This window comes from Methanococcoides vulcani (assembly GCF_900111645.1).
Classification (GTDB): domain Archaea; phylum Halobacteriota; class Methanosarcinia; order Methanosarcinales; family Methanosarcinaceae; genus Methanococcoides; species Methanococcoides vulcani.
Window position 1 is genome coordinate 214,542 of sequence record NZ_FOHQ01000001.1, and the last position, 23,503, is coordinate 238,044.

22 protein-coding genes and 1 pseudogene are annotated in these 23,503 nt (G+C 43.4%); 15 read left to right on the plus strand and 8 right to left on the minus strand.

Features of this window, described 5'->3' with window-relative positions:
- Positions 1 to 29: 29 nt before the first annotated feature.
- The 3 genes from cgi121 to BMX02_RS01160 all read left to right on the plus strand — a co-directional run bounded on the left by cgi121 (position 30) and on the right by BMX02_RS01160 (position 3,046).
- Positions 30 to 563 carry a KEOPS complex subunit Cgi121 gene (cgi121, locus tag BMX02_RS01150; RefSeq protein ID WP_244625111.1) on the plus strand — a complete coding sequence of 178 codons (534 nt, stop codon included), beginning with the start codon at positions 30 to 32 and terminating at the stop codon, positions 561 to 563.
- Positions 564 to 652: 89 nt separating this feature from the next.
- A complete protein-coding gene (glpX, locus tag BMX02_RS01155) occupies positions 653 to 1,741 on the plus strand; it encodes a class II fructose-bisphosphatase (RefSeq protein WP_091688321.1) in 1,089 nt (362 codons plus the stop codon).
- 12 nt (positions 1,742 to 1,753) lie between these two features.
- Complete coding sequence (locus tag BMX02_RS01160) at positions 1,754 to 3,046, plus strand: tRNA (N(6)-L-threonylcarbamoyladenosine(37)-C(2))-methylthiotransferase (RefSeq protein WP_091688323.1); 1,293 nt, start codon at positions 1,754 to 1,756, stop codon at positions 3,044 to 3,046.
- A gap of 54 nt (positions 3,047 to 3,100) precedes the next feature.
- Here the strand turns inward: BMX02_RS01160 and BMX02_RS01165 are convergent, their stop codons facing one another.
- Both BMX02_RS01165 and BMX02_RS01170 read right to left on the minus strand, forming a co-directional pair.
- Positions 3,101 to 4,840, minus strand: coding sequence for a chloride channel protein (locus tag BMX02_RS01165; RefSeq protein WP_091688325.1), 1,740 nt, complete (start codon positions 4,838 to 4,840; stop codon positions 3,101 to 3,103).
- A 112-nt stretch (positions 4,841 to 4,952) separates the two neighbouring features.
- Positions 4,953 to 5,516 carry a flavodoxin family protein gene (locus BMX02_RS01170; RefSeq protein WP_091689052.1) on the minus strand — a complete coding sequence of 188 codons (564 nt, stop codon included), beginning with the start codon at positions 5,514 to 5,516 and terminating at the stop codon, positions 4,953 to 4,955.
- A 209-nt stretch (positions 5,517 to 5,725) separates the two neighbouring features.
- Between BMX02_RS01170 and BMX02_RS01175 the strand changes: the two genes are divergently transcribed.
- The 5 genes from BMX02_RS01175 to BMX02_RS01195 all read left to right on the plus strand — a co-directional run bounded on the left by BMX02_RS01175 (position 5,726) and on the right by BMX02_RS01195 (position 11,559).
- Positions 5,726 to 6,268, plus strand: coding sequence for a dihydrofolate reductase family protein (locus BMX02_RS01175; RefSeq protein ID WP_244625112.1), 543 nt, complete (start codon positions 5,726 to 5,728; stop codon positions 6,266 to 6,268).
- 99 nt (positions 6,269 to 6,367) lie between these two features.
- Complete coding sequence (gene acs, locus BMX02_RS01180) at positions 6,368 to 8,458, plus strand: acetate--CoA ligase alpha subunit (RefSeq protein WP_091688326.1); 2,091 nt, start codon at positions 6,368 to 6,370, stop codon at positions 8,456 to 8,458.
- A 49-nt stretch (positions 8,459 to 8,507) separates the two neighbouring features.
- Positions 8,508 to 9,575 carry a phosphotransacetylase family protein gene (locus BMX02_RS01185; RefSeq protein WP_091688328.1) on the plus strand — a complete coding sequence of 356 codons (1,068 nt, stop codon included), beginning with the start codon at positions 8,508 to 8,510 and terminating at the stop codon, positions 9,573 to 9,575.
- Between the two features lie 115 nt (positions 9,576 to 9,690).
- Positions 9,691 to 10,935: a phosphoglycerate kinase gene (locus BMX02_RS01190; protein WP_091689056.1), complete on the plus strand. Its 1,245-nt coding sequence runs from the start codon at positions 9,691 to 9,693 to the stop codon at positions 10,933 to 10,935.
- 21 nt (positions 10,936 to 10,956) lie between these two features.
- Entirely contained in the window at positions 10,957 to 11,559 is a 603-nt protein-coding gene (locus tag BMX02_RS01195; RefSeq protein WP_091688330.1) for a TIGR00296 family protein, read from the plus strand.
- Positions 11,560 to 11,577: 18 nt separating this feature from the next.
- Here BMX02_RS01195 and BMX02_RS01200 read toward each other — a convergent pair whose 3' ends face one another.
- Complete coding sequence (locus tag BMX02_RS01200) at positions 11,578 to 12,006, minus strand: nucleoside 2-deoxyribosyltransferase (protein ID WP_091688332.1); 429 nt, start codon at positions 12,004 to 12,006, stop codon at positions 11,578 to 11,580.
- Between the two features lie 241 nt (positions 12,007 to 12,247).
- Between BMX02_RS01200 and BMX02_RS01205 the strand changes: the two genes are divergently transcribed.
- The 3 genes and pseudogenes from BMX02_RS01205 to BMX02_RS01215 all read left to right on the plus strand — a co-directional run bounded on the left by BMX02_RS01205 (position 12,248) and on the right by BMX02_RS01215 (position 14,542).
- Positions 12,248 to 13,378, plus strand: a complete 1,131-nt coding sequence (locus BMX02_RS01205) for a TIGR04279 domain-containing protein (RefSeq protein WP_091688334.1) — start codon at positions 12,248 to 12,250, stop codon at positions 13,376 to 13,378.
- 78 nt (positions 13,379 to 13,456) lie between these two features.
- Positions 13,457 to 14,119 (plus strand): annotated as a pseudogene (locus BMX02_RS01210) (PGF-pre-PGF domain-containing protein); the annotation flags it as partial.
- A 129-nt stretch (positions 14,120 to 14,248) separates the two neighbouring features.
- Positions 14,249 to 14,542, plus strand: coding sequence for a hypothetical protein (locus BMX02_RS01215; protein ID WP_394328871.1), 294 nt, complete (start codon positions 14,249 to 14,251; stop codon positions 14,540 to 14,542).
- 78 nt (positions 14,543 to 14,620) lie between these two features.
- Here BMX02_RS01215 and BMX02_RS01220 read toward each other — a convergent pair whose 3' ends face one another.
- From BMX02_RS01220 to BMX02_RS01240, 5 genes are all read right to left on the minus strand, one after another.
- Positions 14,621 to 15,451, minus strand: a complete 831-nt coding sequence (locus tag BMX02_RS01220; RefSeq protein ID WP_244625113.1) for a CPBP family intramembrane glutamic endopeptidase — start codon at positions 15,449 to 15,451, stop codon at positions 14,621 to 14,623.
- Position 15,452: 1 nt separating this feature from the next.
- The gene (locus tag BMX02_RS01225) at positions 15,453 to 16,337 is read right to left on the minus strand and encodes a DUF1616 domain-containing protein (RefSeq protein ID WP_091688339.1); all 885 of its coding nucleotides are present in this window, start codon (positions 16,335 to 16,337) and stop codon (positions 15,453 to 15,455) included.
- A 511-nt stretch (positions 16,338 to 16,848) separates the two neighbouring features.
- Positions 16,849 to 17,100, minus strand: a complete 252-nt coding sequence (locus tag BMX02_RS01230) for a hypothetical protein (RefSeq protein ID WP_091688341.1) — start codon at positions 17,098 to 17,100, stop codon at positions 16,849 to 16,851.
- Between the two features lie 60 nt (positions 17,101 to 17,160).
- Positions 17,161 to 18,138 (minus strand): CPBP family intramembrane glutamic endopeptidase, encoded by a 978-nt coding sequence (locus BMX02_RS01235; RefSeq protein ID WP_091688343.1) that lies wholly within the window; start codon positions 18,136 to 18,138, stop codon positions 17,161 to 17,163.
- Complete coding sequence (locus BMX02_RS01240) at positions 18,139 to 19,023, minus strand: DUF1616 domain-containing protein (RefSeq protein ID WP_091688345.1); 885 nt, start codon at positions 19,021 to 19,023, stop codon at positions 18,139 to 18,141.
- Positions 19,024 to 19,325: 302 nt separating this feature from the next.
- On the opposite strand from BMX02_RS01240, the gene BMX02_RS01245 reads away from it, so the two are divergent.
- The 4 genes from BMX02_RS01245 to argJ all read left to right on the plus strand — a co-directional run bounded on the left by BMX02_RS01245 (position 19,326) and on the right by argJ (position 23,503).
- Positions 19,326 to 20,648 (plus strand): PGF-pre-PGF domain-containing protein, encoded by a 1,323-nt coding sequence (locus tag BMX02_RS01245; protein ID WP_167879297.1) that lies wholly within the window; start codon positions 19,326 to 19,328, stop codon positions 20,646 to 20,648.
- Between the two features lie 158 nt (positions 20,649 to 20,806).
- Positions 20,807 to 21,820 carry an N-acetyl-gamma-glutamyl-phosphate reductase gene (gene argC, locus BMX02_RS01250; RefSeq protein ID WP_091688349.1) on the plus strand — a complete coding sequence of 338 codons (1,014 nt, stop codon included), beginning with the start codon at positions 20,807 to 20,809 and terminating at the stop codon, positions 21,818 to 21,820.
- 23 nt (positions 21,821 to 21,843) lie between these two features.
- Positions 21,844 to 22,308: a CBS domain-containing protein gene (locus BMX02_RS01255; RefSeq protein ID WP_091688351.1), complete on the plus strand. Its 465-nt coding sequence runs from the start codon at positions 21,844 to 21,846 to the stop codon at positions 22,306 to 22,308.
- A gap of 10 nt (positions 22,309 to 22,318) precedes the next feature.
- Positions 22,319 to 23,503, plus strand: coding sequence for a bifunctional ornithine acetyltransferase/N-acetylglutamate synthase (argJ, locus tag BMX02_RS01260; protein WP_091688353.1), 1,185 nt, complete (start codon positions 22,319 to 22,321; stop codon positions 23,501 to 23,503).

Consider the following 23,503-nt stretch of genomic DNA (forward strand, 5'->3'; position numbering starts at 1 on the left):
TTCATGATCCCGACCGTTATACTTATTGAATGAAAATAGCATCCTTTACACCTATGGATATCCGGCTTGTAGAAGGTTCACTTTTCATTGATGATCTGCGCTCATACCTGGGAAGACTCTCCACAATGGCATCAGAACATGATGTCATCATACAGGGGATCAATGCAGACAAGGTTGCAGGTAAGGACCATGTGGACAGTGCCATCAGAAAAGCCATGCGTTCAATGGACAATGGTACAAATGTGGCCAAGGACCTGGGTGTCGAGATCATGCGCTACGCTTCCGGGAAGAGACAGATCGGGGAAGCTTTTTCCATAGGCCTTACGGAAGGCCAGATGAATGTGTTATTCATCGTCATCGGGGAAACTGTTTCAGTAGAAGGCATTATGGAAAGTCTTTCCGGATCAATAAAACCAGCATCTGTACTGGATTACTCGGATTCAAAAAAGGATGCTATCGTTTCACAGTTCTGCATCACCGGGGATGAGCTTGAAGCTGTGGGGGATGAAAAGATCCCTGAGCTGGTACTGGAACGCGTTGCTCTTGTGGATGTCCTGAAATAAGTGTACTCCGGAAGAAAAGTGGAGCCGGTGGAAAATATTAATAACTTTGGAACATTAGTCAGCTACATACATTTATTGGAGATGATATTTTGCCTCACCCAAAGACAGCAGAGAACATGATGAAAAGTGCAGGCCCTATTGAGACTGCCTTGTTACCTAGCCTCATTCACATTACAGAGGCTGCAGCTATTGCCGCTTCCTATCAAATGGGAAGAGGAAATAAGAACTATGCCGATCACGTTTCTGTGGAAGCCATGCGCAGGATGCTGAACTGTCTTGATATCAAAGGTGTTATCAAGATCGGTGAGGGAGAGCGCGATGAGGCCCCTATGCTGTACATTGGCGAGGAAGTGGGTACAGGAGAAGGCGACATTGTAGTGGATATCGCTGTAGACCCGCTCGAGGGTACGAACCTTACTGCGGATGGAACACCCGGTTCGATCTCAGTCATGACAATGGCAGAACCCGGTGGATTGTTCCATGGTCCTGATGTCTATATGGACAAGATCGTGGTAGGTTCCCAGGTCGTAAAGTACGAGAAGGAACACCTTGATGAGATGATCGATCTCGATGCTCCTGTTGCAAAGAACCTTGAGATCGTTGCAAAGGCACTTAACAGGGACATCGAGGAACTGGTCGTAGTTATCCTTGACAGGGAACGTCACAAGAACAAGATCGAGGAGATCCGTGCAACCGGTGCTCGTGTGAGCCTTGTTACTGACGGTGACCTGATGCCAGGTGTTTCAACGGCTATCAGGGGTTCCGGTGTGCATGTTGTCATGGGTTCAGGCGGTTCAGGTGAGGCAGTCCTGACGGCTTCTGCCATAAAGATACTCGGTGGCAAGGTCCTTGCAAGGCTTGTCCTCCCATCGGTTGCTAACGGAATGTCTGATGAGGAGATCGAAAAGGAAAAGGCAGAGAAGATGCCAAGGCTCAGGACCATGGGTATCACCGAGGAGAACATAAATGATATACTCGACACGGACAAACTTGTGCCTGGTAAAGATGTTATCTTTGCAGCATCAGGTATCACACCGGGTCAGTTCCTGCATCAGGTCAACCTCTTTGGTGGCGGCGATGCAAGGGTGAACAGCATCTCCATGGGAAGTTCCGGTGTTGTGAAGTTCACTGATTCGATCTACATCGGAGACAAAGAGGATACTCCGCTTCGTCTGTAATTTTTGTAAAAAATGAAAGTGCATGTCCTAACATACGGATGCTCGGCAAACCAGGCATCGTCCGAGATCATGATCGCATCGGTCAGGGATCTTGGACATGAGCTTGTTGATGAAAAGGATGCCGATGTTGTTGTGATCAACACATGTACTGTGAAGTATGCCACCGAACAGAAGATCCTCTTCAAGATCGAGAATCTCGGACACAAAGGCGTAGATGTGGTTGTCACCGGATGCATGCCACAGGTTCAACTGGAAGCTATACTTGAGAAGAACCCTGATGCACATATCCTTGGCGTGAATTCCATTGCAAAGGTCGGCAAGGTCCTGAATGTCATCGAAGATTCCCGTAATGGCGGTTCACGTGAAAGGGTACAATTGCTAGGTACCGAACCGGAAGGGTTCCTCAAGACTGCTCATTCAAGGTTCAATCCCAATATTCATATCTGCCAGATATCACAGGGTTGCAATTACAGCTGTGCTTACTGCATCGTGACGATCGCAAGAGGTAAACTAAGGTCCTTTGATGCGGATTCGATAGTTGAGGATGTTCGTATGGCAGTTTCTGAAGGATGCCGTGAGATCTGGCTGACCTCGCAGGATAACGGGCAGTATGGCACTGACAGGGATGTGCTGCTGCCGGAACTTTTGAGACGCATCGTGGCGATTCCAGGTGATTTCAAGGTCCGTGTGGGCATGATGAACCCTTTTTCAGTGACGCCTATACTTGATGATCTCATTGAGATTTTCAAGTCTGATAAGATATACAAGATACTTCACCTGCCGATACAGTCTGCATCGGATGCTGTCCTGAAAAGAATGAACCGTTTCCACACCATAGAAGAAACCAATAACATCCTCGCACGCTTTAAGGAAGTCTTCCCGGAATTGACGATATTTACCGATATTATTGTCGGTTTTCCCGGTGAGACGGATGATGATTTCGACAGGACACTTGAATGGGTGAAGGATATCAGGCCGGATAAGGTGAACATATCCCGCTACACTCCACGCCCTCTCACGAAAGCACTTGAATATCGTAATATCGACAGCCGGATCGTTGTGAACAGGTCCAATAAGCTTCATCATCTTTGTGATGATATCAAGTTAGGGTCGAAGAAAAAAATGGTCGGCTGGAAAGGTGAGGTGTTCGTATCCATGGATGCCAAGGTCAAAGGAGTGATGGCACGCACAGCTTCTTACAAACCTGTGGTGATCCCAGAAGGTTCTATTCAGCCTGGCAGTTCATGCAATGTTGAGATCTACGATACCACTTCAGGATATTTCCTTGCAAGATTGATCGATTGACTTGCGATTGATTGATTGATTGATTGAATAACTATTAACTGAATGATTTATCCTTTATTTTTTTGCTTCCTTTTCACGAACACTCTTGACTATTTCTTTGTTGTAGGATTTGACAACATCACTTCTTGTGATTATTCCCAGTAGTTCGGTCTCATCGGTCCTGGAAACCACAGGCAGTCTTCCTATATCCTTCATTGCAAGTCTTTTGAGTACAACGTCCAGTGATTCATCAGGATATGTCACCACTGGCTCAAGGGTTGCGATGTCACGGATATTTGTGTCAAGTTCTCCATACTTCACCTTTTCTCTCATGTCTTCCAGGGTCACAATGCCGCGTAGCTTTTTGTTTTCGTCAAGGACAGGGAATCCTGCATGACGGCTTGACTGCATAAGGTCAAGCAGGTCCTTTGCAGTATCGTTCATTGAGATCGTATGGACATCGTTTCTCATATTGCCTCTTACAAGCATGGATTCCATTACGTTGATCTCTTTTCCCCGGCGAATGGTGAATCCGCGTCTTTTGAGAACTTCTGTGAATATGGATTCTTCATGAAGGCTATTTGATATCGAATTACTTACAACGCAGGCGAACATCAGTGGGAGAATTAGATTATAGTCCTTTGTGAGCTCAAAGAGGATCAGCATGGATGTAAGAGGTGCTCTCGCAGTTCCGGCAAGGGTCGCTGCCATCCCTACAAGTGCATAAGCTCCGGAAACGGCGGTAGTTGCGGGAAAAAGCTGATGCACGATAGTTCCGTATGCACCACCCAGCATAGCGCCTACGAACATAGAAGGAACGATGGAACCTCCTGCATTTCCTGATCCGATGGTGAACGAAAAGGCAAGGATCTTAAGGACAAGAAGTATCAGCAGCAACTGAAGTGTGAAGTTGTTAGCCAGAACTTCTGTGATCACATCATATCCTATGCCTCTTACCTGTGGGTAGAAGTATCCAATGATGCCAACAAAAAGTCCGCCAATGGCCGGTTTGAATGCCGGATGCACCGGTATTGTCCGGAAGGCATCATGGGTGATGTAGAGGGTTCGTATCAGTATAACAGATGCGATGCCGCAAAGGATGCCCAATACAAGATACAGGCCGGATTCCCTGATGGGGTCTACAAACCCGTAATAGGAAACCTCTATTGGATGTACTTCGAAAATAAGGTTTGCAACAAGTGTCGCAAAGACCGATGACAGTACGATGGGTATGAACGTCCTTGTTTCAAGTTCTCCAAATATCACTTCTACGACAAAGACAACTCCTGCAAGAGGAGCGTTGAATGCGGCAGCTATGCCTCCGGAAGCACCACAGCCAAGAAATATCCTGTAACGGTTGTCAGGTGCATTGATGGTTTTGGCAAAAATAGTTCCGATACCTGCTCCGGCAAGGATCCCGGGTGCTTCTTTTCCTACGGAACCGCCTGTTGAGATCGATATTATGGATAGAAATACTTCCCGGAAAGCCTCACGTATCCGAATCCTTCCTCCGTGTAATGCAGTGCCTTCGATAACTTCAGCTACATTGCATCGTTTCAGATCTTTGTAGAGGTGGGTAACGAGCCCGACGAACAGTCCTCCGATTGCAGGGATAAATATCACATAATATTGGCCCGAAACCCCTCCATTCCAGAACACGCCTTCTGCATATTTCAGGCAAATATCATATGCAACGATAGTAAGTCCTGTGAAGATACCTATCAGTACTGCCAGATTATTTGATATTCCTGGTTCTGAATGCAGTCTTCTGAATATTGCATTCCTTATGTTCCATTTGGTGAACCTGTTGGTCAAGAAGCGCCTCTTAGAAACACGAAATGGTTCTTGGAAGAGCCATTAAGAACAAATTAAAAAGAACAGGGTCTGCCTGCTCTTTTGCACGAACTTTTAATGTAGACTTAGTTTTTTAGGCTTCTATCCTTTCCAGCGTCTCACAAAGGTTCTCGATGGTGTCAATGACCGTTTTCATTCCGATCTCGTCATCGTCCACCGGTTTCTGTGCAATACCTCCAAAGTGTGCACCGTCTCCCACAGGCATCATACCGTGGACGAGCATGCTGTCATGGATTCCCTGGATGGTCTTTTCCTGCCCACCGTTGCGTGATCCTCCCACTGCCATGGCTGCACCGAACTTGCCTTTGAGCTGGAATCCCTGCCTTCTGAGAAGGACACTCCTGTCTAATAGTGCTTTGAGCTGTGCTGTCATTCCGCCGAAGTAGACCGGGGATGAGATCACGATAGCATCTGCTTCTGCGAGTTTGGTGTATATCTCCTGCATGTCATCATTGATAGGACATTTCTCGCCGCGTGCACAGGTCCCGCATGCGATGCATGGGTTGACCTTCTTTTCGGAGAGCAGTATGCTTTCTGTTTCAAAACCTTTTGTTCCTGCGATCTCAAGAACTACGCTTATGATCTTCTCATTGTTGCCTTCTTTTGTAGGGCTTCCGGATATTCCAAGTATCTTCATATGATCACCGATACGCATAGTCAGTGCGGTATTATTAGTATTTGGGTACCGTTTCCGGGCTGTAACTTCTTAAACCTGTTGATGAACAGTTTTTACAGAAGTCCTTTTGGAGGATCCGGTTTATTACTTAACCTTAAAGGTCATGCTCTATTATTGTTATATTGTGGGATGAAATGGGGTGAATTGCAATTAACGGAACGACTTCTATTGTGAGCGAAAAGGCGGGACTGAAAAAGATCCTGTATATTGGCATGAGCCTGGATGGGTACATTGCAACCAGGTCAGGGGATATTGACTGGCTGGTAGAAGATCCGGGTTATGATCTTTATGAAAGGTTCATTGAGAACATCGGATCTATAATAATGGGAAGAAAAACATATGAAAAGATACTTTCCTTTGATATCGACTGGCCATATGGATCAATTCCCTGTTTCGTTCTGACCAGCAGTGATGAATTTAATGATACTGATATTGTCAGCTTTACTAACTCCCCGGTCGATGAACTCGTTGATGAGATAAGTTCCAGGACAGAAAAGGATATCTGGATACTGGGCGGAGGGGTAGTGGTCAGTGAATTTTTAACTTCCGGCTTGATCGATGAGATCATTATTGGAATTATGCCTGTCCTATTAGGCGATGGTATTCCTCTTTTCCAGGAGGGGTCAGGTGAAACTAAACTGGAACTGTTGGATATAAGCAGCTATCTAAAAGGCATGGTACAAGTGCATTACAGAGTAGTTGATGGTTCCTGAATCGATAAGCTATCTTCATTGAACATTTTAAGCAATATCTAATAAAAACCATTATCTACCTTTATCTTCAATATTAGGTAGAAAATTACAGGTATAACAATGCTTGAAAAATTATTTGAACCAACCTCTGTGGCGGTAATTGGTGCCTCCCGTACGAAAGGGAAAGTGGGGCGGGCGGTACTTGATAATCTTATCGAGAGCTACAAGGGCGAGATAATTCCTATAAACCCGAAGGCTGATGAGATCCTTGGCCTGCGCTGCTATCCGACCATTCTGGATGCTCCCAATGCAGCAGAGCTTGCAGTCGTTGTCCTGCCTGCAGCAATGGTTCCTGATGCACTGGAAAAATGTGGCCTTGCAGATGTAAGCAACGTTGTTGTTATCTCTGCAGGCTTCAAGGAGTCGGGTATCGAAGGGGCGAAACTGGAACGAAGATGTGCTGATATCGTCAGGAAGTACGGGATGCGAATGGTCGGCCCCAATTGTCTTGGTATCATTGACACCGGATCCGGTCTGAATGCTTCCTTTGCTGCATCCATGGCAAAGAAAGGCAATATTGCAATGATGTCTCAGTCCGGTGCGATATGTACTGCTACGCTTGACTGGGCAGATGCCAGAGGGGTCGGGTTTTCGAAGTTCATCAGTCTCGGGAACAAGGCAGACCTTTCAGAGAACGATTTCCTGCTGGAGATGGCTGATGATGACAGCACTTCGGTGATAGCTGCTTATCTTGAAGGTGTGAAGGACGGTCCAAAGTTCATGGAGATTGCCCGCGAGGTATCACACAAGAAGCCTATCGTTGTGGTGAAATCCGGTAGAACGGCAGTAGGTTCAAGAGCAGTATCTTCTCACACCGGTACTCTGGCGGGTTCAGATGAGGCCTACAATGCAGCATTTGCGCAGAGCGGTGTGATGCGGGCAGATTCCGTTGAGCAGATGCTCGACTACATACGTGCATTCTCCAGCCAGCCAGTGCCGGATGGAAAGAACATTGCCATAGTTACCAATGCGGGCGGTCTGGGCATACTGACAGCCGATGCCTGTCATTATGCAGGTCTTTCACTGTCATCGTTTGATGAATCCACGATAGATCGCCTTCGGGAGATGTTATCTCCTGCGGCGAATTTCTACAATCCGGTGGATGTGCTTGGTGATGCACATTCGGATATCTACGGGTATGCACTTGAAACGATCCTTGATGACCCAAATGTTGATGGCATAATCGTACTTACATCTCCACAGGCAATGACGGACGTTAAGAGCATCGCTGAAGTGGTTGCAGAGAAGGCCGTTGCCTCCCGAAAACCTATCCTATGCAGTTTTGTTGGCGGTACCAGGATCGAGGAAGGCGAGGACATACTTGATCAGAATCACATCCCGAACTTTGCTTTTCCGGAAAGGGCAGTTTCAAGCATGGCAGCGCTGTGCAATTATGGTGTGATAAGGAAACGCGTTCATCTGGAACCTGAGAACATCAATGCGGATAAGGAATCTGTATCTTCCATATTGAAAAAAGCACGTTCTGAGAAAAGGCACACACTTGGACTGGAATCCTTTGATATCCTGAAGGCATATGGGATCCCCACAGTGGGAACTTCCAACGTGAAGACCTTGCAGGAAGCAATTGATGCCTCTGAGGAGATGGGATATCCTGTGGTAATGAAAGTACTTTCTTCTGATATTTCCCACAAGACCGATGTCGGAGGTGTTCGCATTGGTCTTAAGGACCGGGATGATGTTGAAAGAGCATACCATACCATGATGTCGGATGTAAGGCGATACATTCCAAATGCTGTCATATCCGGTGTGCAGATACAGAAGATGGTCACAGGTGGGAAAGAAGTGATCATTGGCATGAACAGGGATGTCCAGTTCGGTCCCCTGCTAATGTTCGGCCTTGGGGGTACCTATGTGGAAGTTCTTAAGGACGTATCTTTTAGTGTTGCTCCCATAGGGAAGGATATCTCCCGAAAGATGCTCTCTTCAATCAAGACCTATCCGATATTGACGGGTGTGCGTGGTGAGAGCCCTTCTGATATTAATTCAATAGTTGATACCCTTTGCAAGGTGTCACAGCTCGTAATGGATTTCTCCGAGATCCTTGAATTTGAGATCAACCCGCTTATGGTGCTGCCTGAAGGTCAGGGCTGCGTTGCAATGGACATCAGGCTGACCCTCGGGAGCGAATGAACATGCTAACATTGACATTTGAGATAATAGAACAACAAAGGTGGTTATTGTGGCATCTATATTGATAAGTTCCTCTGAAAAATACTCGGGTAAAAGCTCCCTTTGTACGGGAATTGGTATCATTCTCCAGAACAAGGGTTATTCTGTCGGTTACATGAAACCGATAGGTAACATGCTGGTGGATGTTAACGGTGTCCTCTCCGATGAGGATGCGGAACAGATGCGCAGGGTCTTCGATCTGAAGGACGATAGAAATCATATCACTCCTATATTGCTGACCGACAACCTCGCGGAAGATGCTCTTGCAGGTGTTGAGAAACATTTTGATAAGACCCTTGCTGATGCATTCTCTGAAGTTTCGAAAGACAAGGATGTCGTTCTCATTGAAGGGACCGGTGGCATCGGGGGGGGTGCGATGTATGGTCTTTCCGATCCCCAGGTCAGTTCTATACTTGGAACAAAGATGCTTCTGGTGACACGCTATGATTCTGTCTATGCTGTGGATCGTATCCTCTGTGATATTGAGTTGATACACGATCCTGATATGCTTGCAGGCATTATACTCAACGAGGTCGACGAAAGCCAGATGACGTATGTTTGTGAACTGGTGGTCCCTTTCCTGAAGGATAAGGGCATCAAGGTCGTTGGTGTTCTGCCAAAGGACTCAACACTTCGTTCAGTTCCTATCTCCGAGATCGTGGAAGACCTTCATGCGGAGGTCCTTGCCGGTTCAGAGCACCTTGAAGAGCTTGTAGAGCACTATCTTGTAGGTGCAATGGAGGTCAACTCGGCTATCAAGTATTTCCGACGCAACCCTGGCTCAGTTGTCATCACCGGCGGTGACAGGGCAGATATTCAGATGGCTGCCATTGAAGCGCGTGTAAAGTGTCTTGTACTTACCGGCAATCTCCAGCCAAGTGGTGCGGTATTGGGAAGTGCGGATGAGGCAGGAATTCCTGTAGTACTTGTTCGCGGTGATACCATGTCAACCATAGGCAGGATGGAAGGCCTGATCGGACATGCAAGGTTCAGGAAAGAGCATAAACTTGATCGCATGGTCGAGCTTATCGAGAACAATGTGGACGTTGATGGTTTGTTATCAATTATAGGTTTATGAGCTTTAGTAAATTTCAGATGGATATAGATAAATATAGAATTGCTATATAGTGTCGTGCATCGCATTCGTTTCGATTAAAAACAAAATTATCTTACAAATCCAAATATTGATACTGGTGATGAATACCTTGACTGCTAAAGATTTTCTCACGATCGACGATTTTGACATTGAGGATAGAACAATTCTTGTGAGGGTGGACCTTAACTCCCCAATGGATCCGGAGGGCGGCATTCTTGACGACATGAGGATCAATAGCCATATTCCCACCCTGAGGGACCTTGAGGATGCAAAAGTCGTACTTCTTGCCCACCAGAGCCGGCCCGGGAAGAACGATTTTTCCACCATGGAGGCACATGCGCGGATAATGTCCGGACACCTTGGTCGCAAGGTGACCTATATTGATGATATCTTTGGCACGTATGCAAGGTCAAGTATATCTGCAATGGAGAACGGAGATGTTATACTTCTTGAGAATGTGCGTTTCTATTCGGAAGAATCCCTGAAAAGACCTGTAAGCGAACAGCAGGGTACTCACATGGTACGACAACTGGCTCCGCTATTTGATATTTTCCTTAATGATGCTTTTGCAGTGTCCCATAGGTCACAACTATCCATCGTTGGCTTTACCGGACTGCTTCCATGTGGTGCAGGGCGTTTGATGGAGCGGGAGATCACAGCTCTTGACAAGAGCCTGAAAGGGAATGAGTGCCCGTGTATATTCGTACTTGGGGGTGCAAAAGCGGATGATTCCATCAAAGTTGCAGAGAACGTTCTCTCCAGTGGCGGTGCTGACAGAGTGCTGGTCACAGGTGTTGTGGCAAATGTCATGCTTGCTGCATCAGGTGTTGATATTGGTGAGCCCAATATGAAGTTCATAGAATCCCAGGGATATCTGGACCAGATCGATAAGGCAAAACAGGTCCTTGACAGGTTCGATGGGAAGATCGGCCTGCCTCGCGATGCTGCACTGAACGATAAGGGCAACAGAATCGATGTCAACATTGAAGAGGTTGGTTCAAGGAACCTTCCGATAAATGACATTGGTCTTGAGACAATTGTTGCATATGGCAGTGAGATCGAGAACGCAAAGACCGTTGTCCTGAACGGTCCTGCAGGCGTTTCGGAGATCGATGGATTTGAGATCGGGACATTTGAGATCATAAAAGCTGCAGCTAATGCCGAATATTCGATTGCCGGTGGCGGTCATATCACTGCCGAGGTGCGCAATATGGGCTATGAGGACAAGTTCTCACATATCAGCACCGGCGGCGGGGCATGTATCGATTATCTTGCAGGGGATGCACTACCCGGTATAGAGGCCTTGAAAGTGGCTGCAAAGAAATATCTTGACACGGAATGAATGTGATATGGGGGGTTGAATATGCTCAGTGGTTCCGAAGGTGAAAAGGCTGTAAATCTTGCAAGGGATACGATCGAACTGTTCCTTGGAAGTGGTAAGAAAATGCAGGCATCCGGATTGCCGGAAGTTTTCGATGAATTACGCGGGGTCTTTGTGACATTGACCATCGAAGGTGACCTGAGGGGCTGTATCGGTCATCCATATCCCGATTCTCCTTTGAGTGATGCAATCATTGATTCTGCTATCTCGGCAGCAACAAGGGATCCTCGTTTCCCTGCAGTGGAGATCTCAGAGATGGATGATATTATTGTGGAGGTCACTATACTGACACAACCGGAGCTTATCGATGTGCCTCCTCAAAAGCTACCGGACGTTATTGAGATAGGTCGACACGGTCTTATTGCTAAAGACGGTCCATACCAGGGTTTGTTGCTTCCGCAGGTGGCACCTGAGAATGATTTTGATGCTATTGATTTTTTGACCCACACCTGCTTAAAGGCTGGTCTGCCGCACGATGCCTGGCTGACAGGTGCACAAATGTATTGGTTTGAAGGACAGATATTCAAAGAGATAAGCCCGCGGGGCGACATTGAAGAAGAAAAGTTCAATTCATGTTGTAAGTGAAGAGGGTGTGGATTCCTCTTATCTGTATTTTTCCATCTTTTTCAGAAGGGCTTTGACACTGGTCTCAAGCTCATTAGCAGATTCCCCTATCATAAGGTTTACAAGACCCTCAGGTCCCAGTGTCCTGAAATCTGTTTTAATGCCTATTATCGTCTTGTTCTTTGCATAGGCATATCCGATCTCCCATGCGGTCCCGGAGTCCACATCAGTGCCACCATCAAGAACAGCGACCAGTATATCACAGGCATCGATGGCTTCAACATTTAATTGGAAGATATTACTGGAATCCATGTCCTCTCTTGCTGCTTCTGTATCGTTCGAATCCTCCTGGGGTACAAAGACCGAGAACCCAAGCTCTTCCAGTGCAGTTTCCAGCTTTTTGTTGAATCCCTGTTCAGCTTCAGAGAACAGTGGCGCTGCAAGATATATTTTTTTAGTTATGCTCATTTTATCTCCCTTGTCTTAATTCTGCCCTCTGTTTAATGTAAGTTAAGATTCATAATCATTCTGGAGACTTCAACTGTAGTTGAACTTTTGGGGGAATGATTTATATTTTTAAGTGTTTTAATAGAAAACATTGATAATAAAGAAATAACCAAGTTTTAGATAGGGTTATATTAATTGATACTGTATTTACTGTAAATACTTGATTATTTGGTTAGTTGCGGGAGAGCAAAAGGTGGAATTGATGAATCTAAATAAGGTCACATTTACTTTACTTGTATCATTACTGATGACGTTCTTATTCGTTACAGCAGCATCTGCGTGTTCTCTGAACGATGAATACATCATGGAAATTAATATTGACGAACAAAATATCAACATTGCTGATCATTCCGATTCTGCCACAGAAGGGAATTGGATAAGCCTTAGTGGAGGTTCTTCCTTTAGCCTTCCTTCCCCACTTACATTCACATATAATGGTGTAAACTATACAGAAACGACCATTAATGAAAGAAATATCAATGTTTCTCTTAACGTTGATAATTTCACTGACTATGTGATAACTTATCCGTATGCTACTCACCAGATGTATACTAATGTAAGTGGCTTAAATAATGTTGAAATTGAGTTTAGTGGTTCTGATTACTTTGCTGAAGAAAAAGTAGATGTATACTTATTCAATTCCACAATTTCAGATGTCAAGCAAACGATGTTAGACTTATTGGAGGGTGATACATCAAGTCTAAATGGAATGTTCAATTCTGTAATGCAATTGTCTGAAGGTGTTGCTCTTGACAGTAATGGTGATATGTCCATGGATTATGGTACTCTAGATGCTGGTTCATACTGCGTACTAATAATTCTTCCCGATGAAAATGTATTACTTTCCGCGACTGCATTTGAAGTACTTGATTATAATTCGGATGTGGTCGTTTCAAGTGAATCCGAAAATGTTACACTGGATGTTCAGTTGGAAAATGCACCTGCTACCACTTACACTTACGGTGCGATCCTTGTGAAAGAAAGTGAATACAAGGCTGACGTTCGGGTAGAGTTTGATGGTACAAAGGATGGTTTTAACAGCTCTGTAAATGGTCATCTGGTGGTTGATGGGTTTGATCTCATCGGTATGGAATTGAATGATATGCATAAGAGCAATGTTAGCGATCTGCTGACAGATATCTATGGTTCCGACAATATATCTATCGTATATAGTACAGTGCCATTTAGCAATGCATCATTGTTGCTTGATACATCTGATCTTTCATCAGGTGATTACATCCTCTTCACAGGTGCTATGTCAGATCACGATATGGTGGCTTTTGATGAAAAGAAAGGTTCTGTTTCCAATGGTCAGTTCCAGTTGGCAACTTAGGCTGTTAAGCCACCTGCTAAGAAAAAGAGCAGTGGCGGTGGAGGCGGTGGTTCTGTTTCCAGTGGTGAGAGCTATGAGAATATCATCTTGAAGAATGTTCTTTCAATGTATATGTACAAGGATACGAATGTAGAATGTTCCTTTATCGACGATCAAAATCCGATCAAGTTCGTAAGATTTACACCATTATTGAATGCAGGTTCTATGAAATATGTAGTGGAAGTTCTAAAGGAAACTTCTAGTTTGGCAGCCGATGAACCATTTGGTCTTGTTTATAAGAATGTCAATATTGCAGTGGGTTCTGGTTGGGCCAATGAAAGAACGGTCAAGGATGCAACTGTGGGGTTTGCTGTAGAAAAAGAATGGCTTGAAAGTAACAATGTAGATGTTGCTGATGTAAGGTTATTACACTATACAACAGAATGGGTGGAACTTGAAACAAATCAGGTAAGTGAAGATGACGATTTTGTTTACTTCATTGCAAAAACTTCCAGTTTCTCACCTTTCGCAATTGTGGGTGTTTCTGATGAGGTTGAAACGTTTGAAGATGAGGTTGAAGTTATTTCTGAAACCCTCTCTGATGATCGACCTGTGGAAATAATTCATGAGGGTGCACCGGAATTGGATGATCAGGCTTTATCTACAGATGGTAAAATAACAGGCAAAGTGATTCTTGCTTTGATCTTTTTGATCTTATCGATAGGTTTGATCGGAATTGCTGAACTGAGGAGGAATAAATAAGTCAAAGGAAAATATTTCCTTTGACCGATTTTCAATATCAGTTCTGCTTTGATTGATGGTCATACTTCGAAAAGTAAATGTGTAATTAATAACGTTTTTATATTAGACTAACATTGCTTAAAATAATAAATGGAGAATGTGTGTAAAATGCTGACTAGCATAATTTCAACTACTAGCGCTGTATCATCCGCGGCTTCAAGCGCTGCATCATCTGCCGCAGTATCAATGACAACCGGTATAGGATTACCAGAATATGGTGTACTTGCAGTTATCGCTCTTATATTCCTATTGTCTGCAAAAGAGATTTTATCTGCTTCAAAGTACTGGAAAAAATCATTATGTGCTTCTCTTAATATGAGCATATTCCCCTTGCTGTTAGCTTTTGCAGGAATTGTGATATTCAAGGTCGCAGAAATAATTTAAAATTAATATCATATTAGTAGTAAAGGTCTTTCCTTTACTCTCTTCTATATCTTTTTTATCGTTTTTTACTTTCATATGTTATGCTATATGCGGGAGTACTCCAAAGAGTATGATGTTCACAAATCCGTGTGTCAGCGTCACAAGTAACAGATCTCTTCTTATTATATACATGGCTCCCATTATAAAACCTGCAAAACCAGTAAATGCCATCTCATATGGTGTACCATATCCGGAGTGCATAACACCGAAAAGAATACTTGCAAGGATCAATCCCTGATACTTACCTAACATTTCCTCCAGTTTTGTTTGCAGTATTGACCTGAATACAAGTTCTTCAAACAGGCCGACGAAAAAGATCATAACGATAGATAACTTAAGCAAATTAAATACTGAAAGATCCGGTATAAGGTAACTGGGTTTGATGATGAGGAATTCCCCTACTGCGATCACAGTACTTGCTATCAGGGCAAGTGGCAGTTCATAGTATCTTATATTCCTGGTAATTCCAAGATCTGAAAGTGAGAGGTTCTGATCCTTTACAAGAACATATATTGGAATTGCCAGCGGTGCATAGATGAATGCATAGGAATAAAGTGTCATCTCAAAGAACACAGGCATTGAAAGATTTAGTATCCTTAGTAAGGAAAGGAGGATGAATGCACGTAATATATGTTGCTTGTTCCTGTCATCAAATATCATTGTAGACAAGGTCAAAATAATTAGCAGGATCAAATGTGTCCATATCGCGAACTTTGTCCTGCCAGCAAATAATGACATCTCTGCAATTATTATCATTAATGAAGGAATGGCTATAGCAAGAAGATCTATCTGCGACTGGTTCATTGTCCTTATCTTGTAAAAGAGATCGTTTTTCACGATAATATCTTCAGCTTCAGTTCCTGTCTCCATTTCACATCTCCTTCATATCTACCCATAAATGGAGGTCACGATATGGTTCTGTCATGTTTTTGTCTTTGTAGAGCAGGAATTGAAGTTTCATATCTTCCCCTGCAGATGCAGGTGTGAATGTTACTTCTTTCTCCCACGTTTGGTTGTGTTGAAGGATTATTTGATGTAGATCCTGTTCCATCATCTGTGAACTATTCTCAAGCATTAGCTCTATGGAATATTCAGTATCTGTATATTCATGGTTCACAATCCCAACGATAACGGTACCGTTTTGACCAAACTGGAGATCAGTGGGATAGTTATCAGCCATTCCATCAAGTCCGAGTATGTAGAATTCTGTGAATTTTTCTCCTTCTTTTGGTGTAACGACAACGTATGCAAGAGTTACTATTGAAGCTAATATTGATATTACGAGAAGAATTGTCAGTATCCTGTCGATCTTGTTCTCCGGTTTCTTTGTGATCTCTTCCTTTGCTGAAACATATGCTGAATAAAAGGGAACAGTGAACTTATCATCTTCCGGAAGATTATTCCTTCTGAACACTGCTACTGCACACATTATGACGGTGAAAGCTGAAAGTGATATCAGTATGGGAAAAAGCCTTATTCCCCATGGTGTATAGTTGAGGGCAAGGCCAATAAGGGGAACTACTGCAATACTAAGACCAAAACTAAGTGCTAATCGCTCTATACCGTCCAGGTCATCCTTGCCCGGGAAAAGTGCTGCTATCAATGCATAACCTGGCAAGAACAAGACCATTGGAAGCCCAAGGGCTGTTCGTATGGGCGTATTACTCAAGGTTGGGATCGTTATGAATATGCAGGTAAGTAGAACAAGTGCTATGACAACCTGAATATCGGATGGAATCTTATTCCTATGGAACATTGTTATCTCTCAACTGTTTATGCTTTGGTACATCCCTAAAGATATGTCATGCTTTATAAATATGTTTGAAAGGCTTTGTACAGCATTCAACGGTTTCTGATACATTTTTGTTAGATCCTTCACAATAAACAATTTCAAATATTTTTACGACTCCGTCTGGAAATCCTTGTATAGTTTGCAACTGACTCAAAAGTAGTTGACATATTAGTGGATAGTTCAGAAATAAATATCTGTGTTTAATATCTGTAGTTGAACTTTTGGTGATAAGTTCTATTTCCGATTGTCAGTTTTAGTTGATCACTGATGTTATTAATCCGCCTTCCTTTCACAAGGTTAGTGTTTCCAATGAAGTTGAAATCCAGTTGAAAATAGGGTTGAAGTTATTCTAGAGATCACCCTTGAAGATGTACCTGTAGGAACTATTTCTCAAGATGCTTATATGCAAGGAAAAAAACGCTAAAAAAGATGGAAGTGGGCAAAGGAAAAACTTTTCCTGCTTTCGATATTTATTTTAAATTATTTCTGTAATCTTGAAGATCACAATGCTTACAAAGACTACGAGAAGTGCGAATATGCTCATATTAAGAGACGTACCTAACGATTTCGTCCAGTACTTTGAAGCAGATAAAATCTCTTTTGCAGACAATAGAAATATAAGAACAATAAATGTAAGTACACCATATCCAGGTAACCCTATATCTATCCTCATTGCTATTGCAGTGGATGATGCAGCACTAATAGTTGAAATTATGTTAGTTAGCATTTGCTACCCTCTCCCTTAATTGGTACTGAAGCTGGGTCAAAGGAAATGTTTTCTCTTGATTCATCTATTTTTCCTTAGTTCAATAAATCTGATTGCGACGATGGATAAGACTAAAAATATGAAACCAACGATCAACTTTCCATTTTCCATAGCTAATTCCATAGCTAATTCCATAGCTAATTCCATAGCTAATTCCATAGCTAATTCGGGAGTTGCTATATGGGGGAGTACTCCAAAGAGTATGATGTTTACAAATCCATGTGTTAACGTCACAAGTAACAGATTTCTTCTTATTAAGTACATGGCTCCAAGTATAATACCTGCAGAACCAGTAAATGTATCATATGGTGTACCATATCCAGAGTGCATAACAGCGAAAAGGATACTTGCTAGGAGAAGTCCCTGGTACTTGCCTATAATCTCTTCAAGTTTCGTTTGCAGTATTGATCTGAATACAAGTTCTTCAAACAGGGCGACGAAAAAGATCATAATGATGGATAACTTAAGTAAATTCAATATTGATATGTCAGGTATAAGGTAGCTGGGTTCGATGACAAGGAATTCCCCTGCCGCGATCACAATACTCGCTATCAGGGCAAGAGGAAGGTCATAGTACTTTATATTCCTGGCAATGCCAATATCTGAAAGTGAGAGGTTTTGATCCTTTACAAGAACATATATTGGAATTGCCAGCGGGGCATAGATGAATGCATAGGAATAAAGTGTCATCTCAAAGAACACTGGCATTGACAGATTAAGGATCTTTAGCAAGGAAAGGAGAATGAATGCATGTAATATATGCTGTTTGTTCTTGTCATTAAATATCATTGTAGACAAGGTTAAAATTATTAGCAGGATCAAATGTGTCCCTATCGCGAACTTTGTCCTGCCGGCAAATAATGACATCTCTGCAATTATTATCATTAATGAAGGGATGGCTATAGCTAGAAGGTCTATTTTGAATTGGTCCATTCTCCTTATCTTGTTGAAGGGATTATTTTCCGTGACAACATCTTCAGCTTCAGTTTCGCTCTCCATTTACATCTCCTCCACATCGATCCATAAATGAAGGTCTCGATAATGTTCTGTCATGTTTTTGTCTTTGTAGAGCAAGAATTGCAGTTTCATGTCTTCCCCTGCAGCTGCAGGTGTGAACGTTACTTCTTTCTCCCACGTTTGGTTGTGTTGAAGTATTATTTGATGTCGATCCTGTTCCATCATCTGTGAATCATTCTCAAGCATTAGCTTTATGGAATATTCAGTATCTGCATATTCATGGTTCACAATCCCAACGATGACGGTACCGTTTTGACCAAACTGGAGATATGTGGGATAGTTATCAGCCATCCCCTCAGGTCCGAGGATGTAGAATTCAGTGAATTTTTCACCTTCTTTTGGTGTAACGACAACATATGCAAGAGTTACTATTGAAGCTAATATTGATAGCACCAGAAGAATGGTAAGGATTCTATCAAGTTTATTCTCCGGTTTCTTTGAGATCTCTTCTTTTAATGAAATATATGCTGAATAAAAGGGAACAGTGAACTTATCATTTTCCGGAAGATTATTCCTTCTGAACACTGCTACTGCACACATTATGACGGTGAAAGCTGAAAGTGATATCAGTATGGGAAAAAGCCTTATTCCCCATGGTGTATAGTTAAGGGCAAGGCCAATAAGGGGAACTACTGCAATACTAAGACCAAAACTAAGTGCTAATCGCTCTATCCCGTCCAGGTCATCCTTGCCCGGGAAAAGTGCTGCTATCAATGCATAACCTGGTAAGAACAAGACCATTGGAAGCCCAAGGGCTGTTCGTATGGGTGTATTACTCAAGGTTGGGATCGTTATGAATATGCAGGTAAGTAGAACAAGTGCTATGACAACCTGAATATCGGAGGGAATCTTATTCCTATGGGACATTGTTATTTCTCAACAGTTTATGTTTTGCTACATTCCTAAATATATGCGATGCTTTATAAATATGTTAGGAAGGCTTTATACAGTATTCAACTTTCTAGACTACATTTTATCCTTTGGTAAATTCTTCATAACAACCATTTTAAATATTTTTGAGAATCAGTCCGGAAATCCTTATGTAGTTTGCAACTGACTCTAAAGTAGCTGACAGATTAGTGTATATTTTTGTGAAAAAATCTGTGCTCTAATATGTTTTTCAATGAATTAATTTACAAAAATATCCGGTTGTTGCCATGGTGATGCATTTGACAAAAAAATTATCTCAATCAGGTCTTGTGGTCTTTGCAGTTATTCTTATCTTCCTGTTGGTTCCTATGGCAGGTGCTTTTGAAGTCTATCCTTCAAACCCAACAGTTGGTGATCACATTATTGTAAGTGGTTACACGGATAGGACTGGTTCTGTTCCTGCTAAAGTTGTTTTTACTTCTGATGTGCCGGTAAATGATGGTACCTATAAATATACTGTCAGCGGCGTGGAGATACCCTCAGGTCCAAACAGTTTTTTAGTGGAGGCCAGCGGAGTCAATGATCTTAAAGTAGAAATAAAGGCTGTTTTCTGGTGGACGGTGGGACATCCATCTGCTTCCAACGGAATAGCATCCGTATCAGCATCTAATGTGCCTGAACACACATATTCTGTGAAAATGAGCGGTGAAGCACAACCTGATAAAAGCAACGTGGAAATAAAGATCTCAGCATCAAGTGCCATTGATGTCACAGATGGGTATTATGAATATGAATATTCCACCAGTTCGATGCCTGAAGGTGACTTCACTTTGACCGTCGATGGGGAAAGCAAGACAATATATCTTGCTGGCACTTCCACTCCTTCCGGAAGCAGTGGAGGAAGTTCCGGGTCCGGTGGTAGTATTGGAACAAGTCCGGATATGGCTGCAAAGAACGTTGTAACTTCGGAATCTACTAATCTCAGGGTTGTTAGTGGCATGCCTGCAGGATGCAATTTCGATGACCCTTTGAATCCGGTGACCTATATTGGTTTTACATCCGGTATAACATCAAGGAATGTTCCAATAACCATCGAAATATTGGAGCATACTTCTGCATCTGTTTCGGAGTCCCCTGAAGGTATTGCATATAAGAATATTAATATCTGGTTAGGTTACACTGGATTTTCATCTTCTGAAAATATACTGAATGCATCTTTGAAGTTCAAAGTTGATTCTACCTGGCTTGAAGAGAATAGCATTGATCTGGGTGGGGTGGTGTTGATGCATTATAATGCGTCCAATGATGGCTGGGAAGCAGTATCTACTGAATTGATCGAAGTTCGTGATGGCTATGCATACTATAAGGCACTTCCTGAATCATTCTCGCCTTTCGCTATCGTTGGAATGGAGGAAATTATTCCTGAAGATGTGGAAGATCTACCAAATGATGTTGATGTGCTTACTGATGATGATGTGGCAACTGAAGTTGAGGTGAATACTGATGACACCAAAACTTCCTCAATAGATGACCTTATAGAATCAAAAAGTGGGATAACCCTTCTTTCTATTGTAGCAGTTTCAATATTGGGATTATTCCTTTTCTTCAAGGCAAGAAAATAATTTTGGACCAGACCTTAAAAATCTGATCAATTTCTCTTTTACTAAGGCTGATCCATGAACTCTTCTATTCACCTATAGTTCGGTTCTTTCTCACATAATTTCTCGTAAAAATAACAACCTTAATTAATCTTGGAACTATACATAAATGCATGACCGATATGATCAATGCAGGAATAGTCGGTGCCTCCGGTTACACAGGTGGCGAACTGATGCGCCTGCTTTTGAACCATCCGAACGTTAACATTGAAGCAGCAACGTCCCGCCGTCTGTCAGGGGAAGCTATAAGTGTCACTCACAAACACCTGCGTGGGTTTGTTGACCTTAAGTTCGAAGATCTTGATCCGGAAGAGATCAAAGAGCGGTGTGATGTTGTTTTTGTGGCCGTACCACATGGAACCGCAATGAACATAGTTCCTGAGCTAATTGACAATGACGTGAAGGTAATTGACCTGAGCGCAGATTATCGTTTGAAGACCGATATTTTCGAACAGGTCTATGGAATGGAACACGCTGATCCCAGAGATGCGGTCTTTGGTCTTGTCGAGCTCCATCCTGAAATAAAGGACCAGTCATTCATCGCAAATCCGGGATGCTATCCCACAGGAGCAACTCTCTCTGCAGCGCCGCTCGCTGCTGCCGGGCTTCTCAAAATAGCGATCTTCGATTCCAAATCAGGAATTACAGGTGCAGGGATCAATCCAACACCGGCATCCCATTATCCTAACATGGCGGAGAATGTGCAGGCATACAAGCTGACGACCCACAGGCACGGGGCTGAGATCTTCCAGGAACTGAATTGTCTGGACAGCAAACTGACGGATGTAAGCTTTACACCACACGTTATTCCATCTATTCGTGGAATTCTGACAACAGCCCACCTGTTCGTAAACGACAGCTTGTCTGTGGAAGATGTCAGGAACATTTATGCAGATTTCTACAAGGACAAACCTTTTGTCAGGGTGCTGGAAGACATCCCGTCCCTTGGTGCTGTAAGGGGCTCGAACTTCTGCGATATCGGATTTGAAGTGGATGCTAATAATGGTCGCATCGTTGTGATCTCAGCGATAGACAATCTTGTGAAAGGTGCTTCAGGGCAGGCGATCCAGAACATGAACGTGATGTGTGGGATTGATGAGACCACTGGTATCTGGATGCCGGCAACTTCACCGTAAATAAAGAAAAAGGAGATATGATTATGAAAGTAAAGGATATTATGAGCAGTAGCGTCATTGTATGCAGTCCTGAAGATTCCATCAGTAGTGTTGCACAGTTGCTGAAGAAAGAGGATATAAGTGGCGTTCCTGTGGTTTCTGCCAGTAATGTTATGGGTATTGTCTCAGAAGGTGACCTGCTGAAACTTCTGGAGATCCCGGAACATGGTGGTCTGTGGCTTCCCAGTCCATTTGAGGTCATAGAGATACCCATACGTGAACTTATCAGCTGGGAGGATACCAAGAAGATGCTTTCAGATGTCGGTTCAAAACCGGTCAGTGATATCATGGAGAAAGATATTTTCACTGTGAGCCTTGAAAGTTCAGTTGAAGATGCTTCCAGATTAATGACAAAGCATAAAGTTAACAGGCTTCCGGTTCTCGATGGCGATAAGCTTGTGGGTATAATCACACGTGGGGATATAATCCGAGGTCTTGCAGGTATTTAATGTGGTTTAAATGAAAATTATAGATGGTGGGATCTGTTCAGTAAAAGGTGTACGTTCTTACGGAATCAAGCCGGGCAAGATGGGGCTTGCGGTGATCGTAGGTGAAGGCAATGCAGCAGGTGTTTTTACCAGAAATAAAGTGATAGCTGCTCCTCTGGTCGTGACCCGTGAAGTACTTCAGAAGAACGGAAAACTGGCTGCTATAATCGCTAACAGTGGCAATGCAAATGCTTTTACCGGCGAGGAAGGTCTGGCTGATGCCAGGAAGATGGCAGCTGTTCTTTCGACGAAACTTGGGGTTGACAGTGAGCTTATTGGCGTGGCATCCACAGGTGTGATCGGAAGGAAACTTGATGTTGGCTGGATAAATGACAACATCGATGAAGTTATGGATTCGCTTACATCATCACCTCAGGGAAACAGCCATGCTGCACGCGCTATTATGACAACGGACACTGTTCCGAAGATGGCTGCTGTTGAACTTAGTTCCGGCATTTGTATTGGTGGTATTGGCAAAGGTTCAGGAATGATCGAACCGAATATGGGTACTATGCTCGGTTTTGTCTACACGGATGCTGAAGTTGATACCGATGTTCTTGACAGTTGCCTGAAAAAAGCAGTGGACAAGAGCTTCAATATGGTGGTAGTGGACGGGGATACCAGTACCAATGACATGGTGTTGCTTACAGCCACAGGTGCTTCCGGGATAAAGCCTGATATGAACGAGTTCCAGCAGGGACTTGAGCATGTCCTGACGGACCTTGCAAAACAGATCGCAAAAGATGGAGAAGGCGCTACAAGGCTGATCGAGGCACAGGCCAGGGGTGCAGCTTCAGAGGACGATGCCAGGCTTGTTGCAAAGGCTATTGTCAGGTCTCCGCTTGTCAAATCCGCGGTTTTCGGCAAGGACCCCAACTGGGGGAGGGTTGTGGCAGCAGCAGGTTATTCCGGTGCGGATGTTGACCAGGGTAAGATCTCGCTTGCATTTTCCAATGGCTCGGATTCTGCAGTTCTGGTTGATAACGGGAAGATCGTATCAGAGGACAGTGAGCTGCTAAAACAGCTGGGTTCGATCATGGGTAGCCCGGAGGTAATTATCAAGGTGGATCTCCATATGGGGGATTCCTGTGCGACAGCATGGGGCTGTGACCTGACGTACGATTATGTGAGGATCAATGCTGAATATACTACGTAA

Bases quoted from the DNA above. Each gene is read 5' to 3' on its own strand.
- cgi121 (WP_244625111.1), top strand. From the start codon at position 30: ATGAAAATAGCATCCTTTACACCTATGGATATCCGGCTTGTAGAAGGT.
- BMX02_RS01160 (WP_091688323.1), top strand. From the start codon at position 1,754: ATGAAAGTGCATGTCCTAACATACGGATGCTCGGCAAACCAGGCATCG.
- BMX02_RS01170 (WP_091689052.1), bottom strand. From the start codon at position 5,516: ATGAAGATACTTGGAATATCCGGAAGCCCTACAAAAGAAGGCAACAAT.
- acs (WP_091688326.1), top strand. From the start codon at position 6,368: ATGCTTGAAAAATTATTTGAACCAACCTCTGTGGCGGTAATTGGTGCC.
- BMX02_RS01195 (WP_091688330.1), top strand. From the start codon at position 10,957: ATGCTCAGTGGTTCCGAAGGTGAAAAGGCTGTAAATCTTGCAAGGGAT.
- BMX02_RS01200 (WP_091688332.1), bottom strand. From the start codon at position 12,006: ATGAGCATAACTAAAAAAATATATCTTGCAGCGCCACTGTTCTCTGAA.
- BMX02_RS01205 (WP_091688334.1), top strand. From the start codon at position 12,248: ATGAATCTAAATAAGGTCACATTTACTTTACTTGTATCATTACTGATG.
- BMX02_RS01215 (WP_394328871.1), top strand. From the start codon at position 14,249: ATGGAGAATGTGTGTAAAATGCTGACTAGCATAATTTCAACTACTAGC.
- BMX02_RS01220 (WP_244625113.1), bottom strand. From the start codon at position 15,451: ATGGAGACAGGAACTGAAGCTGAAGATATTATCGTGAAAAACGATCTC.
- BMX02_RS01225 (WP_091688339.1), bottom strand. From the start codon at position 16,337: ATGTTCCATAGGAATAAGATTCCATCCGATATTCAGGTTGTCATAGCA.
- BMX02_RS01230 (WP_091688341.1), bottom strand. From the start codon at position 17,100: ATGCTAACTAACATAATTTCAACTATTAGTGCTGCATCATCCACTGCA.
- BMX02_RS01235 (WP_091688343.1), bottom strand. From the start codon at position 18,138: ATGGAGAGCGAAACTGAAGCTGAAGATGTTGTCACGGAAAATAATCCC.
- BMX02_RS01240 (WP_091688345.1), bottom strand. From the start codon at position 19,023: ATGTCCCATAGGAATAAGATTCCCTCCGATATTCAGGTTGTCATAGCA.
- argC (WP_091688349.1), top strand. From the start codon at position 20,807: ATGATCAATGCAGGAATAGTCGGTGCCTCCGGTTACACAGGTGGCGAA.
- BMX02_RS01255 (WP_091688351.1), top strand. From the start codon at position 21,844: ATGAAAGTAAAGGATATTATGAGCAGTAGCGTCATTGTATGCAGTCCT.
- argJ (WP_091688353.1), top strand. From the start codon at position 22,319: ATGAAAATTATAGATGGTGGGATCTGTTCAGTAAAAGGTGTACGTTCT.